Here is a 14328-nt window from a genome sequence, read left to right on the forward strand (position 1 = left end):
GGGGCAGCATTCACACTTCATATCTAAAAGGAGCTAATCTTCTTATGTCATCCACATCCAAGGCTTCTGCTCCCGCGTCACCGCTGGCGCCGGAAGGAAGCTTGCTCAAGCAGCCGCGCGCCGTATGGGCGGTCGGCTTCGCTTGCGTCATCGCGTTCATGGGCATCGGTCTCGTCGACCCGATCCTGCCCGCCATCGCCAAGCAGCTGGAAGCTTCGCCAAGCGAGGTATCGTTGCTCTTCACCAGCTACAATGCCGTCATGGCCGTCATGATGCTTATTACAGGGGTCATCCAGTCTAAGCTCGGCATGAAAGGAACGCTGCTGGCCGGCATCGTCATCATCGCGGCATTCGCCGCGCTGGGCGGCGCCTCCGACGGAATCTGGGCGCTGATCGGTCTGCGCGGCGGCTGGGGCCTCGGCAATTCGTTGTTCGTCGCAACCTCGCTGACCGCCATCGTCACGCTGTCGACGGGCAGCGTCGCGCGGGCGATCATTCTTTACGAGGCCGCGATCGGCCTCGGCATCTCGGTCGGGCCGCTCATCGGCGGGGAGCTCGGATCGATCTCCTGGCGGGGTCCGTTCTTCGGAGTCGCCGTGCTCATGGTCATCGCTTTTATCTCGCTCGCGCTCACGATGCCCAAAGCCAACAAGCCCGCCGCGTCCGCCGGGCGCCGCAAGGCTTCGCTGGCCGATCCGTTCCGCGCGCTGAAGCACCGCTCGCTGCTCGTATTCGGGCTCGGCGCATGCTTGTACAACTTCGGCTTCTTTACCTTGCTGGCGTACGCGCCGCTCGTGCTGGACCACTACTTCGGCTATGACGCCCACGGTCTCGGCTACATCTTCCTCGGCTGGGGCGTCCTGCTCGCCATTACGTCGGTATTCATGGCGCCGGTGCTCCAGCGCAAGTTCGGCACGCTCAAGTCGATGTACGCCATGCTGACTTTGTTTGGCCTCGTGCTATTCGCGATGGGCATCTGGACGACGACCGAGTGGGTCGTCGTTGGCGCGATCGTGTTCGCCGGCGCGCTGCTGGGCAACAACAACACGCTCATCACCACGGCGGTCATGAACGCGGCGCCCGTCGAACGCTCGACGGCCTCCGCAGCCTACAGCTTCCTTCGCTTCATCGGCGGCGCGATCGCCCCTTACTTCGCCGGCAAGCTTGCCGAGTGGTACAACCCGCATGTGCCGTTCGTCGTCGGAGGCGCCTTTGTCCTGGCGGCTGTCGTCGTCATTATGCTGAACCAACGCCACCTGCTGCACGTCGACAAAGCCGGCGCGCACTGATCCGCCTTGCATTCCGGCCGTTTCCCCACTTTTCGGGAGACGGCCATTTTGCTTTCGTGCAACCTTTCGTATCGAATGCTCGTCTGGGGGAATGTGCAAGACTTGCCTGACCTGCCTGTTTCCCAACCGCCAATCGGGCGGCTTCGGAACAAGACAACGCAACCTAGAGAGGAGCATCACACATGAATCTTAAAAAGAAATCCGTTATTTTGCTGACTGCCGCCGGTATTGTCGGCGCTTCCGCGGTGGCCGGCGCCGCCGGCCTCACCCAGAAGGTCAGCGGCCTCTTGCGTGCCGACATTCATGTATCCGTCAACGGAGCCGCCTACGGCTCGATTCAGCCGGTCTATATCGACGGCAAAGCCTACGTGCCGCTGCGCGACACCGCAGGCGCCCTTGGCTACGAGCTGACCTGGAATCAGCAGGCCAAGCAGTTCGACTTGACGCCGAAGAAAGAGGAGCAGGCGCCCGTGGACGCTTATATCGTGAATACCGGCGTCGTGACGGACGCGCAGACCGCGAACGGCCTGACGAGCTTGAACGTCATGGGCAAGGGTTCCGCGGGAACTTTTGACTGGATCATCGCCAAGGTGGACAAGGACACGGTCATCGTGGACGAGTCCGGCGCCGTCAAGACGGCTGCCGACCTCAAGGCGGGCTCGCGCGTCGCCGTCGAATACGGCCCGATCGTGGCGCTCAGCTTCCCGGCACAATCGCACGCTGCCAAGGTCACGCTGCTCGGCGAGCGGTCGATCAAGGAAGATAAAGTCGGCGCCGTCAACAAGACGGACAGCGGCTGGCAGATCCAACTCGGCTCGGGTACGGGCGATGCCGCCGTCTCCAACCTGGTGCTGAACGTCGGCGCCGACACGCTGATCGTGACGTCGATGGGAGAGTCGGTTAAGGCCGAGGATATCAAGGTCGGCGACAAGGTGAGGGCGTATTACGGCCCGGCGACTACGCGCAGCATCCCGCCGCAGAGCGCGGCGGACACGATCGTCGTGCTGCCGGCGAACGCGCAATAATTTCAGCAAGAAGCTTGCGTACCATAGTTTGAGTTGGGACGGTCCCGAGGGGGGCCGTTCTTTTTTATGCAGACCAAGGTCTATGGCGCCGGGGCAGGCGGATGTGAGGCCGTGCCGATCTTGTTATAATCTAGCTAACGGACTTTTATCATGGATCATCAGAAAGAAGCTATGCGAACATGCGAAGACTAAGCGAAAATCACCAGGCAGGCGCAAAGCTGTCGGACGTCAAGCTGTCCAGGGTGCTGCTGTTATTCAGGCCTTACGCCGGCCAATTGGCGTTTATCCTGCTGTTGTCGCTTGCAGCTACGTTGGCTGGATTGGCGGCTCCGCTCGCGACCAAAGAGCTCGTGGACCAGGCGATTCCGCAGAAGGATGCCGGTCTTTTGCTGCTGTTCGCAGGCCTCATGGCTGCGAGTCCGCTCGCCAAAGGCGTCCTGAACGTCTGGCAGGCCCACCTGAACAACAAGGTCGGACAGAGCGTCATGCGGGATCTGAACGACCGGCTTTTCCGCAATTTGCAGCGGCAATCGATGTCGTTTTTCACGAGATCGCGAACGGGCGAGATCGTTCAGCGCATCTCCGGTGATGTGCAGGCCGTACAGGGCGCCATTACGGGCACGATCGTCAATGCAATCACGCAGGCAGTCACCTTGATTGCGACGGTCGTCATCCTGCTTCGGCTCGACTGGCGGCTGGCGCTCGTGTCGATGGTCGTCATCCCGGTGCTGCTGCTGCCCGCCAGACGAATCGGGGCATTGCGCAAGTCGCTTCGGCTGCGCGTGCAAACGCTGCGAGGCGAGATGTCCTCCCATCTCTCGGAGACATTCGGCGTATCGGGGGCGCTGCTGACCCGCATTTACGGGCGGGAGGAAGCCCAGGTCCGCAAGTTCGGCGAGATGAACGATACGGTGAAAAGCATGGAGCTGCGGCTCGGCCTCATCGGCAGATGGTACGGGATGGCGGCTGGCGTGTCCAATCCGGTGGCGACGGCGATCGTCTATTTGTACGGCGGCTGGCTCGTGATTCATGGCGGCTTGTCCATAGGTTCGGTCATCGCGTTCGCTGCGTTGACCGGTCGTATGTACGAGCCGGTGTCCGGCTTGCTCGGCATGCATCTCGACTTGTCTGCCGCGATGGGGATTTTCCAGCGCATCTTCGAGTACCTCGATCTGAAGCCCGAGGTCGAGGACGCGCCGGATGCCGAGCCGCTTCAGCGTGGAGGCGGTCTGGTCGAGTTCGACGGCTTGTCATTCGCGTATGCGACTGGCGGAGCGGCCGTGCTGAAGGAGATCAAGCTGACTGCGCGTCCGGGTCAGTTGCTCGCGCTGGTCGGGCCGAGCGGCGCGGGCAAAACGACGCTTGCCGGCCTGGTCGGCCGACTGTACGATCCGACGCAAGGCGCCGTGCGAATCGACGGGCAGGACATCCGCGGCGTGACGCTGGCTTCGCTGCGCGAGCAGATCGGCTACGTGACGCAAGAACCCTTTTTGTTCTACGGTACGATCGCCGACAATCTCCGGTTTGCCAAAGAGGACGCTACGAAGGAAGAAATGGAATCGGCCTGCCGTCAGGCCTATATCCACGACGTGATCGCGGGACTGCCACAGGGCTATGATACTAAAGTGGGGGAGCGGGGGCATCGGCTCTCGGGCGGCGAACGCCAGCGAATCGCCATCGCGAGGGCGATTTTGAAAAATCCGCGCATTCTCGTGCTCGACGAAGCGACCTCGCATCTGGACTCGCGTTCCGAGGCATACGTGCAGGAAGCGCTCGACAGCCTTATGGCCGGCCGTACGACGATCGCCATCGCGCATCGCCTCTCCACCGTACGCGCCGCCGACGCAATCGCGGTGATGGATCATGGCCGCATCGTCGAGCTGGGCACGCACGAGGAATTACTGGCGCGGGACGGCCTTTACGCCAAGCTGTACCGCACGCAGTTTGCGGAAGTGTCGGCTGGTGATTTGGAGTAGTTTGTATGTGGGAATCGAGGAACGGCAATGAAGTGAGGACAGGAAAGGGAGAGCATAGAATCGGTTGACGCGGGTGGCGCTCGGGCGGGAATCTTTTTTTGTGAAAAGCGTGACATTACGGGCGCCGTTAGTGCCCACTTGCGCTTATCAGCACCATTCAGCGCGCATTTAGGGCGGGGTTAGCGCCCATTTGCGCTTATCGGCACCATTCCGAGCACATTTAAGGCGGAGTTAGTGCCCATTTGCGCTTATCAGCACCATTCCGAGCACATTTAAGGCGGAGTTAGTGCCCTTTTGCGCTTATCGGCACCATTCCGAGCACATTTAAGGCGGAGTTAGTGCCCATTTGCGCTTATCAGCACCATTCCGAGCACAATTAAGGCGAGGTTAGTGCCCATTTGCGCTTATCGGCAATTTCCGAGCACCTCTAAAGTGGCAATGGTGCGTGTTTGACCTCATCGGTACAGTGTCAAATCGCCCGGAAGCGCGGTTCTTGGGAGGAGTAGCCGGAAAAACCGGCTAACGGGTCCGGATTACTGGTGGTCGGAGGCGAGATAGCCGGAAAAACCGGCTAATGGGTCCGGATAATGGTGGTCGGAGGTGAGATGGCGGGAAAAACCGGCTAACGGGTCCGGATTACTGGTGGTCGGAGGAGAGATAGCCGGAATAACCGGCTATCTCGTTCCGACTTTCTCTTTCCCTGCCTGTCAGACAACCGGAGGCTCCATGCCGATGGCGGTCCATTCCTCGCGCGACGGTCCGTACAAACCTGGCACGCGCAGGCCGGCCTGCCGCATCAGCACGGTCATCTGCCCGCGGTGATGCACCTCGTGCTGGATCACGGCGCGCAGCGTCAGGCCGTTCGGCCATTGCTCGCCGTACATGTCGCTCGACGCCGCCAGATCCGCGTCCGTCCACTGCCCGCTTACCGCCTCGGCGACCTCGCGCGCGGTCCGCGCGTAGGCCGCCGCGATCTCCGCTGCGGACGACGGCACGACATGCTCGTCGCCAGGCGCCGGCAGCGTGAGTCCCGTACGCACCAGCATCTCCTGCGGGCTGCAGGTCAAATGCCAGGCGAGCCGGCCAAGCGTACGGAAGCCATCGCCTACGCTTTGGGAAAGCGACGCATCGGTCATCTCCTCCAGCAGTTGACGCGTGCCCGCGGACAGTCTTTCCCATTCCTGAACGAAGCTCTCAATACTCGTAAACATCATCATCAGCCTCCATGGATCAACGGCTGCCGCCTATCGGTGAAGACGGCCGCTCTGTACGTTGCCCGTCCAGCGTATCACCTTGCCGCTGACAACTGCGTGTCAGCGGCCGGATAGAGCTGCAGCACTTCGGCGGCGCATTCGCGAACGGCCGCGGCCAGTTCCGGCGGCGATACGACGTAAGCGCTCGGTCCGAATCCGAGCAGCCACAGGTGCAGCCAAGCTTCGTCCGGCTGCGTCGCGCGCACAAGCAGCGAGCCGTCGGGCAAGTCCTCCATGCCCTGCGTGCTGTCGAGCGAGCCGAAATAATCCTCCGCCCGCGTCCGCGCGACCGGCGCGAACCGCACGACGATGTCCTTGACGTGCGCGCACGCTTCGTTGGACATGCTGCTCCATGCAAGCGGCCGCGCCTCCGGTTCCTCCCGCCGCTCGAAGGTCTCGTTCGTCATTGCCAAATCCCTCACGCGCGACAATCTAAACAATCGGAAATCCTCCCGGATCAGGCAGTACCCGTACACGTACCAGACCAGCCCTTTGAGCACCAGGCGTACAGGCTCGCAGCGGCGCGCCGAGCGCTCGCCGGCCATATCCGTGTAGGCGAACCGTACGATATGCCGGTCTCTGATCGCATCCCGAAGCAGGGAGACCTTGGCCTTGTCCTGCGTGCCGCCGCCCCAAGGGTTGATGTCGATGACCATCTGCTCCGAAGCGTCGGCCAGGCGGTCTTGCTCTGTCCCGGACAGCATCGCGCCGACTTTGTCGAGCAGCCTGCCGATCTCCCGCTCCTCCAGCGTCGGCCTGATGCCCTTCAATGCGATAACCATCGCCTGCAGCTCTTCCAGCGTCAGAAACTGGCGTTCGAGCCGGTAACGTTCCATGATCTCGTAGCCGCCGCCCTCGCCTGCGTAGGAGACGATCGGGATGCCTGCCTGACAAAGCGTCTCCATGTCGCGATAGACGGTCCGAAGCGACACTTCGAACCGGTCGGCGAGCTCCTTGGCTCCAATCCGCCGCCTGCCCAGCATGAGCATCGTAATTGCCAGCAACCGGTCCAGCTTCATGCGGTAATCTCTCCTTTGCGCTTGTCTCGGCGCGCTCCTTTGGCTTGCCCGCTTTCTTGTGTCTGCCCGAGCTCTTGCATCCGGGCGCGATTCGAATCCCCGTCCAGTGCGCCTACAGGTGCACCGGCTGCGCGCGATCCCGCGCCGACTTCCTGCGCCGGTCCGCTTTCGCCTTGGCCCGCACCGACTTCCGTCGCCGGTGCGCCTTCGCCTTGGCCCGCGCCGACTTCCTGCGCCGGTCCGCCTTCGGCTTCGCCTTGGCCCGCCGGGCTGCCTTCGCCCTCGCTCGCCGAACCGTCCGCAGCTTCCCGCGCACCCGCCAGCTCCTCCAGAAACAACGCCAACGGCCGGCTTACGAACGCATCTCTGCGCATGACGAAGTACGTGCGAATCCGGTTGTACGGCTCTGGCAGCGGATGCACGCGCAGCGCGCCTTCCGCGGCGGCCTTGGCGACGACGCTAAGCGGTAGCAGAGAGATGCCGAGCCCGGCGGATACGCCGCCGACAATGGCCTCCAGCGTGCCGAATTCCATGATCCGGGGCTGCGACCAGGCGCGCTCCTTGGTCCATCGCTCCAGCACGGACCGGTAATAGCAGCCGTCCGTAAAAACGAGCATCGGGGCGCCTGCAAGGCCGTCCGGCTCCATATATTCCGCAGCGGACACCAACACGATCTCCTCGTCGAACGCGGGAACGGCATGAATCTCGTCCTCCGGCCACGGTCCCGCCAGAAATCCGCCGTCCGCCTCGTAGCGCAGCACTTTTTCCAGCACGGCAGCCGAATGTCCCGTCGAGAGCGACAGCTCGACATCTGGATACATGCGATGATAGCCGGCGAGCAGCGCCGGCAGCCGCACGGCCGCGCAGCTCTGCGTGGAGGCGACCGCAAGCGGCCCGAGCGGTCCTTCGAGCGACGACACGGCCTTGGCCGCCTCGTCCAGCAGGCCGACGATCCGTCCCGCGTAGTCCAGCAGCAGCTTGCCGTCCGCAGTGAGCGTCATGCCCCGATTGTGGCGATGGAACAAAGGCTTGCCCAGATCGGTCTCCAACTGGCGAATGCGCGCAGTTACGTTCGATTGCACATATCCGAGCTTAGCCGCGGCGGCCGTCACCGTCCCTTCAAGCGCTACCGCCCGAAACACCCGCAAGTCCCCGCTCTCCATCCCGCATATCCTCCTTTTGCTATCACTTCATGTGATGGCGACCATGATTTATTTCTATTTTATTTGAACGCGAACGAGGAATACAATCATTTTTATCAAACGAATCCGCGAAGGGGAGAATACCCGATGAATCCCAAAGTTTACGCTTCACTGATTTTCGTCACTATGCTGTCCATGGGGCTCGCGTTTCCGGTCGGCCGGATCGGGCTCGATTATGCGCCGCCTTTCCTGCTCATGTGCATACGATTCGTCGCTGCCGGCCTGCTTATGGCCGCGTTCACGGCGCGTCGGGCCAAGCCGAAGGACGTCTCGTCCTGGCTGCGCATCGCGCTGATCGGCACGCTGAACTCCGCGGGCATCATGGGATGCAGCTATTACAGCATGCGGTGGATCTCGTCCGGCGAGTCGGCGATCCTTATTTTCGTGAACCCGCTGCTCGTCATCTTGTTCGGCGCCTTGTTCTTGAAGGCCAGGTACAGGGTCGTCCAATGGGCTGGCGTAGCGCTCGGCTTCGCCGGCGTCTTCAGCACGATGGGCGCGCATTTGTCGATGAACCCGGGGACGCTAATCTCGCTGCTCGGCGCCTGCTGCTTCGCGGCCTCGACGCTGCTCATCAAACGATGGGGACAGGAGCTCGATACCTGGGTGCTGACCGGCTACCAGATGCTGTTCGGCGGCATCGTGCTGGGCCTGTTGAGCGTACTGTTCGAACATCCGCGCATCGAACTCGGAAGCGGATTTTATTTCTCCCTCGCCTGGCTCGTGCTCGTCAATTCGATCCTGCAGTTTTCCGGCTGGTCCTATCTGCTGAAGCGGGGCGACCCGGCAAAAACCAACGCGTTCCTGTTCCTGGCGCCGTTCTTCGGCGTCATCGGAGGGGCGGTGCTGCTCGGCGAACCGCTCCATGCTTACGTGGCTGCGGGCGGCGCGATGATCTGCGCGGGCATCTTCCTCGTCAACTGGCGGGGCACGGCGCCGCGAAGCGCCGCTACGACGGCTCGGCAGGCTTAAGGTCCGTCACGCGCCGACACTTGCAACGGTATGATATAATGGGAAGACTACGATTACGATTACCGGAGGTTGGTTGAAGTGCTGGATCGACTGCAGGCACTGGCGGACCGATACGAAAAGCTGAGCGAGTTATTGTGCGACCCGGACGTGATGAACGATTCGGCCCGTCTGCGCGCGTATGCGAAGGAACAATCGGACCTGCAAGAGCCGTATCAGGCTTACGTGGAATATAAGCAAGTGTCGGAGCAGCTGACCGACGCCAAGGCGATGCTCGAAGACAAGCTGGACGACGAGATGAAGGCCATGGTCAAAATGGAGATCGAGGAGCTCGCCGCCCGTAAAGAGGAACTGGAGGAACTGGTGCGCGTCCTGCTGCTGCCGAAGGATCCCAACGACGACAAGAACGTCATCGTCGAGATCCGGGGCGCGGCCGGCGGCGAAGAGGCGAACTTGTTCGCCGCGGAGCTGTACCGGATGTACGCCAAGTACGCCGACAGCCAGGGCTGGCGCACGGAGCTGCTCGAAGCGAGCGTGAGCGACCTCGGCGGCTTCAAGGAAGTCATTTTCACCATCAACGGACAAGGCGCCTACAGCAAGATGAAGTTCGAGAGCGGCGCCCATCGCGTGCAGCGGGTGCCCGAGACCGAGTCCGGCGGACGGATCCATACGTCGACCTCGACCGTCGTCGTCATGCCGGAGGCTGAAGAGCTGGACATCGAGATTCTGGACAAAGACATTCGCGTGGACACATTCTGCTCGAGCGGCGCGGGCGGCCAGTCGGTCAATACGACCAAGTCCGCCGTGCGCGTGACGCACATCCCGACCGGTATTATCGCCACCTGTCAGGACGGCAAGTCCCAGAATGACAACAAGGCAAAGGCGCTTCAGGTGCTTCGCACCCGGATCATGGACATCAAGATCCAGGAGGAGACCGCCAAGTACGCGGGCGAGCGCCGCGAGAAGGTCGGCACCGGCGACCGCAGCGAGCGCATCCGCACGTACAACTTCCCGCAGAGCCGGGTTACCGATCACCGCATCGGCCTGACGCTGCACAAGCTCGATTCCGTGCTGAACGGCGAGATGAACGAGATCGTGCAGGCGCTGTCGATCGCGGAGCAGGCGGAGCTGCTCGAGAAGGAAGGCATGGCGTCGAGTCATTAAAATGAAGTCGAGTCATTAAAGTGAATTTGAAGACATCTCACCTTTAACGGGTCGGATGTCTTCTTTTTTTGGATTTATGTTCCGGCGAATGCCGTTTCCCGAAATGAAATTTTGGGTAAAAATTGGAAATGCCTCTCCCTTGAATGTCTTTGAAGAGAGGCGAGAGATAGGTTAAATTCCGAAGGATGTTAGGAGTGAGAGGATGATCATTCGTGTAGCCCGCGGGGCGGCCGTACTGCTGCTGGGGAGCGTACTTCTCGGCGCATGCGCAGACAAGGAACCGTCCGCGGTGAACGCGGTGAATGCGCCGACCGGCGGCAGCGTGGCCGAGGCTGGGGTACAGTCGGATTCCGCCGAGCGTCCATCGTACTTGCCTGCGGGATTTCCGCTGCCCGACGATGCCGATATTCGCACGTCCCACCAGGAAACGACGGACGGCAAACGCTCCGTGCTGCTTATTTTCGCAACCAAGAAGAGCATGGATGAGGTTTCGGCCCTATACAAGGATTACTTCGATGCCGAGCTGGGCGAGAATGCCGTCCAGACAGTCGACGACAAGAACCTGATCATACAGGGGAACAGTAAAACCGAAAAAGAAACGTGGTCGATGATCGGGGGCCCGCTGGCCGCGGAAGATGGCGTCGTGGAGCTCACGTTGACCTGGACGGAAGTGTAGCTTGCTGCAGTGGCTGAAATAAACAAGAAAGAGCTCTTGCGTTTAACGGCGCAGGAGCTCTTTCTTGTTTGCGGAAATTTGGGGGAGAAACGCAGCTTGATCAAAGAACTCGGCTTTAGAGGGATTCGTTGATTAAACGGTCGAGTCTGGCCGTCGTGTCGTTCTCCGACGAAGGCATATTGACGATTACCGTCAAATGAGGCGCGTTCGACACGGTGAAGGCCGCTTGTTCGAATACGAGCAGCCCCGCTGACGGATGATAGTTGCGCTTCGTGCCCTCCGGCCCGTTTAGCACGTCGTGCGTCGGCCACCACTCGCGGAATTCGGCGCTCTCGCGGGTCAGCTCTTCGATCATCGCCAGCCACCAGGGATCTCCGGCGAATCTGGCGTATCCCGCGCGAAACTGAGCCAGCCGATGGCGTGCATGCGGCTCCCAGCCTTCGCGGAGCAGCCCGCGTACGTACGGCGAGGTGAATGTCCGCCATACGGTATTGCGCTCCCGCGGGGACATCGCCCCGTAATCGCCGTAGATCAGACAGGCCGGCCGATTCCAGGCCACGACATCCATCCGCTGATCGGTTGCGATCGCCGGGCTGGGCGTCTGCAGCTCGAGAAACCGCCACAGCGTTCGCGGCACGGCTCCGTCGTCGGGCTGCGGGTCGGCCGGCAGCTGCCGCAGCGCGAGCAAGTACAGATGCCTTCGCTCGGTTGCGTCGAGCCGCAGGGCTGCGGCGATGCTGTCCAGCACCTGCGCGGATGCCTGGATATCGCGCGCTTGCTCCAGCCACGTGTACCAATCCGCGCTGACGCCGGCCAGCAGCGCCACTTCCTCTCGCCGCAGTCCGGGCGTGCGCCGTCTGCCTCCGCCGGGCAGTCCGACCTGCTCCGGGGACAGTCTGGCTCGCCTTGTCTTCAGGAACAGCGCGAGCTCACGCTGCCGCTGGTCGTTTGCAGGTTCCATGGCTGGCTTCACTTCCTTTTCGGCGAAGCGACATTATCCGGGGAGTGGCGCTCCCGGGATAAACCCTCCGCTTACGCATGCGTCAGCATCATTATAAACTGACCGGGATGCGGATGGCGACAGACGCCGTTCGGAAAACGGAGGGAAACAGGAATGGAAACAGAAATGGAAACAGTCGATCGAACGAGCGTGGGGCGCGAAACCGGACGTGGCCGCGCCATGCTGCTGCTAGGCCTGTCGCTCGGCTACTTTATGGTGCTGATGGACACGACAGCGCTCGGCGTGGCGCTGCCCGCGATCCGCGCCGATCTGGACGGAGGTCTGTCGGGCTTGCAATGGGTGGTCAACGCGTACACGATCGTTTTCGCCGGCTTGCTGATGTCTATGGGCGCGCTGGCCGATCGGCTGGGCGCCAAGCGTGTCTATGGGGCGGGTCTGGGCGTTTTTCTCGTTGCATCCGCGCTTTGCGCCGCTTCGCCATCGCTGGGCGCGCTCGTCGGATTTCGTGCCTTGCTGGGCGTCGGCGGGGCAGCCTTGCTGCCCGCTTCGCTTGCGCTGCTGGCCAAGTCATACCCGCAGCCGGCCGCGAGGGCGAGGGCGCTCGGCATCTGGGCGGCGACGACGGGAGCGGCTATGGCGATCGGCCCCGTCGCGGGAGGCTTGCTCGCCGACAGCTGGGGCTGGAGGAGCATTTTCCTGATTAATGTACCGCTCGCCGCCGTCAGTCTGGCCGTCGTCGGGCGACTGGCAGGCGCCGACATCGGACGCGGGCGGCGCGGCCTCGATCCGGCCGGACAAGCGACCTGCATCGCGGCGATCGCTTCGCTCGCCTATGCGCTGACCGAGGGACAAACGCGCGGATGGACGTCGCCGTTCGTGCTGGGCGCATTCGGCCTGTTTGCGCTCGCGTCCGCGGGCTTTGCGGCAGCGGAATGGAGAGGCAAGGCGCCGCTGCTGCCGCTTCGTATGCTCGCTGTGCCGACCGTGTCGGCCGGCATGCTGTCCGGGCTGCTCGTTAACATCGGCCTGTCCGGCGTGCTGTTCGCGCTGCCGCTCTATTTTCAGCAGGCCCGGGGTTACGAGGCGCACGCCGCGGGTCTGGCGCTGCTGCCGATGACGATCCCGCTGGCGTTCAACCCGATACTGACGGGAAGGATTGTCGGCCGTATCGGCGCGAAACTGCCTATGGCCACCGGCTTCGCCTTCTGCGCGGCGGGCGTTATGACCCTGGCTGCCGCGACGAGGGATCACGGCTACGCGTATGATTTAATCGGACTGCTGCTCGTCGGCTTCGGTACCTCCCTCGCCATTCCGTCCCTGATGGCCGCCGTTATGGCCGCTTCGCCGCCCGAGTGGACCGGATCTGCCTCCGGCGCGCTCAATGCGTCGCGTCAGCTCGGAGCGACGCTCGGCGTCGTGCTGATGGGCGCCTTCCTCGGACATGCCGGGTCGACGGAGGCGGGCGTCCGGCAGGGGTTCGTCACACTTGGAATCGTCCTGGCGGCAGGCGCGCTCCTGGCTTGGTCGAAGATTGGGCGGGAGCGGTGACTCTAGATATCCTAGTTGTGAGGGCAGCTTGGCGCCGGTGCAAGAATAAGGGCCATGAGTGCCTCAATCACACTCAAAAAGGCTACTCCTGAGTAAATAGCGGTCAAAAATGCCGCTATCGCGCCCCATTATGCAGTCTCCTCGTATAAAAGAAGCGGCATGTGGTACCATGGCGGTATATCATAAGTCCGGAATAAATGGATTATTCGGCAAAGGGAGGACGGCATGGAGCAAGGACGAACGTACGGCGAAGTGTGGAAGGCCGGTGCACGACGGTTGGCGCAGGCTGGAATAGACGAAACGGAGGCCGAGGCGGGGGCGGAGTTGCTGATCTTGCACGTACTCGGGATCGGCAAAGCCGAGCTGCTGCGGGATTTGAGAGAGCCGTTTCCGGAGGCGAAGCGACGGGCGTGGGAGACGATGCTGGCGCGGAGGGCGGCAGGGGAGCCGGCACAATACGTGACCGGCGAGCAGTATTTCTACGGCAGGCGTTTTGCCGTGACCCCGGCGGTGCTGATTCCGAGGCCGGAGACGGAGCTGCTGGCCGAGGCGGTGCTTGAAGGGGCGGACAGGATCGAAGCGGCGCGTAAGGCGGCGCAGGCGGGGACCGCGCGAAGCGGCGCACGGGAAATGGAGCTGCGCGTGCTGGATGTCGGCACCGGTAGCGGCGCGCTGGCGGTCACGTTGAAGCTGGAGCGGCCCGGCTGGCAGGTGACCGCCAGCGATCTGTCGCCGGAAGCGCTCGACGTGGCTGCGGGCAACGCGTCCGCGCTCGGGGCAAGCGTCCGCTTCGTGCAGGGCGATTTGCTGGCGCCGTTTCTGGCGGGGGGCGCGCTCGCTGGAGAGCGGATTGATATCCTCGTATCCAATCCGCCGTATATTCCTTCGTCGGACCTGCCCGGTCTGCAGGCGGAAGTGCGCGAGCACGAGCCGCATCTTGCGCTGGACGGAGGGCCGGACGGGCTTGCGCCGTACCGTCGGATGGCGGAGCAGTTGAGCGGGCTGGCGGAGCTGCCTGCGATGGTCGCGTGGGAGGTCGGCATTCATCAGGCGGAGCAGGCGGCTTCGCTTCTCCGCGAGGCGGCCGCTTGGGACGAGATCCGCATCGTACGCGATTACGCCGGCATCGACCGCCACGTGCTCGCGCTTCGTTTCTAAAAAACAAAATATAGATTGCTAGGTTTACAGATTCGAGAGAAGGACATAATGAGGACTAAGCCGTTCCGGAACGCATCGGCCGCACCGA

Annotated in this window: 11 protein-coding genes and 1 pseudogene; 8 read left to right on the forward strand and 4 right to left on the reverse strand. The window is 62.4% G+C overall.

Annotation, left to right across the window (positions count from 1 at the left end; translation table 11 throughout):
* Positions 1–44 precede the first annotated feature (44 nt).
* The 3 genes from KB449_RS35155 (at position 45) to KB449_RS35165 (ending at position 4290) form a co-directional block, all read left to right on the forward strand.
* Entirely contained in the window at positions 45–1289 is a 1245-nt protein-coding gene (locus KB449_RS35155) for an MFS transporter (protein WP_282913084.1), read from the forward strand.
* A 182-nt stretch (positions 1290–1471) separates the two neighbouring features.
* Positions 1472–2314, forward strand: a complete 843-nt coding sequence (locus KB449_RS35160) for a stalk domain-containing protein (protein ID WP_282913085.1) — start codon at positions 1472–1474, stop codon at positions 2312–2314.
* A gap of 179 nt (positions 2315–2493) precedes the next feature.
* Entirely contained in the window at positions 2494–4290 is a 1797-nt protein-coding gene (locus tag KB449_RS35165) for an ABC transporter ATP-binding protein (protein WP_282913086.1), read from the forward strand.
* Between the two features lie 707 nt (positions 4291–4997).
* Here KB449_RS35165 and KB449_RS35170 read toward each other — a convergent pair.
* The 3 genes and pseudogenes from KB449_RS35170 to KB449_RS35180 form a co-directional block, all read right to left on the reverse strand.
* Positions 4998–5501 (reverse strand): DinB family protein, encoded by a 504-nt coding sequence (locus tag KB449_RS35170; RefSeq protein WP_282913087.1) that lies wholly within the window; start codon positions 5499–5501, stop codon positions 4998–5000.
* A 77-nt stretch (positions 5502–5578) separates the two neighbouring features.
* Positions 5579–6562 carry a helix-turn-helix transcriptional regulator gene (locus KB449_RS35175; RefSeq protein WP_282913088.1) on the reverse strand — a complete coding sequence of 328 codons (984 nt, stop codon included), beginning with the start codon at positions 6560–6562 and terminating at the stop codon, positions 5579–5581.
* Between the two features lie 284 nt (positions 6563–6846).
* Positions 6847–7725: pseudogene (locus KB449_RS35180) on the reverse strand (LysR family transcriptional regulator); the annotation flags it as partial.
* Between the two features lie 126 nt (positions 7726–7851).
* Here KB449_RS35180 and KB449_RS35185 point away from each other — a divergent pair.
* From KB449_RS35185 to KB449_RS35195, 3 genes are all read left to right on the forward strand, one after another.
* A complete protein-coding gene (locus KB449_RS35185) occupies positions 7852–8736 on the forward strand; it encodes a DMT family transporter (protein WP_282913089.1) in 885 nt (294 codons plus the stop codon).
* A 78-nt stretch (positions 8737–8814) separates the two neighbouring features.
* Entirely contained in the window at positions 8815–9897 is a 1083-nt protein-coding gene (prfA, locus tag KB449_RS35190; protein WP_277568196.1) for a peptide chain release factor 1, read from the forward strand.
* A gap of 202 nt (positions 9898–10099) precedes the next feature.
* A complete protein-coding gene (locus tag KB449_RS35195) occupies positions 10100–10573 on the forward strand; it encodes a hypothetical protein (RefSeq protein WP_282913090.1) in 474 nt (157 codons plus the stop codon).
* A 115-nt stretch (positions 10574–10688) separates the two neighbouring features.
* On the opposite strand, the gene KB449_RS35200 is transcribed toward KB449_RS35195, so the two are convergent.
* A complete protein-coding gene (locus KB449_RS35200; protein ID WP_282913091.1) occupies positions 10689–11534 on the reverse strand; it encodes a helix-turn-helix transcriptional regulator in 846 nt (281 codons plus the stop codon).
* A gap of 153 nt (positions 11535–11687) precedes the next feature.
* On the opposite strand from KB449_RS35200, the gene KB449_RS35205 reads away from it, so the two are divergent.
* Positions 11688–13082 (forward strand): MFS transporter, encoded by a 1395-nt coding sequence (locus KB449_RS35205; RefSeq protein WP_282913092.1) that lies wholly within the window; start codon positions 11688–11690, stop codon positions 13080–13082.
* 225 nt (positions 13083–13307) lie between these two features.
* Positions 13308–14240 (forward strand): peptide chain release factor N(5)-glutamine methyltransferase, encoded by a 933-nt coding sequence (gene prmC, locus KB449_RS35210; protein ID WP_282913093.1) that lies wholly within the window; start codon positions 13308–13310, stop codon positions 14238–14240.
* Positions 14241–14328: the final 88 nt, after the last annotated feature.

The organism is Cohnella hashimotonis (genome assembly GCF_030014955.1).
In the GTDB taxonomy this organism is placed as follows: domain Bacteria; phylum Bacillota; class Bacilli; order Paenibacillales; family Paenibacillaceae; genus Cohnella; species Cohnella hashimotonis.

Coding starts and splice junctions, on each gene's coding strand:
- KB449_RS35160 (WP_282913085.1), top strand. CDS start 1,472: ATGAATCTTAAAAAGAAATCCGTTATTTTGCTGACTGCCGCCGGTATT.
- KB449_RS35175 (WP_282913088.1), bottom strand. CDS start 6,562: ATGAAGCTGGACCGGTTGCTGGCAATTACGATGCTCATGCTGGGCAGG.
- KB449_RS35200 (WP_282913091.1), bottom strand. CDS start 11,534: ATGGAACCTGCAAACGACCAGCGGCAGCGTGAGCTCGCGCTGTTCCTG.
- KB449_RS35170 (WP_282913087.1), bottom strand. CDS start 5,501: ATGTTTACGAGTATTGAGAGCTTCGTTCAGGAATGGGAAAGACTGTCC.
- KB449_RS35195 (WP_282913090.1), top strand. CDS start 10,100: ATGATCATTCGTGTAGCCCGCGGGGCGGCCGTACTGCTGCTGGGGAGC.
- KB449_RS35155 (WP_282913084.1), top strand. CDS start 45: ATGTCATCCACATCCAAGGCTTCTGCTCCCGCGTCACCGCTGGCGCCG.
- KB449_RS35205 (WP_282913092.1), top strand. CDS start 11,688: ATGGAAACAGAAATGGAAACAGTCGATCGAACGAGCGTGGGGCGCGAA.
- prmC (WP_282913093.1), top strand. CDS start 13,308: ATGGAGCAAGGACGAACGTACGGCGAAGTGTGGAAGGCCGGTGCACGA.
- KB449_RS35185 (WP_282913089.1), top strand. CDS start 7,852: ATGAATCCCAAAGTTTACGCTTCACTGATTTTCGTCACTATGCTGTCC.
- KB449_RS35165 (WP_282913086.1), top strand. CDS start 2,494: ATGCGAAGACTAAGCGAAAATCACCAGGCAGGCGCAAAGCTGTCGGAC.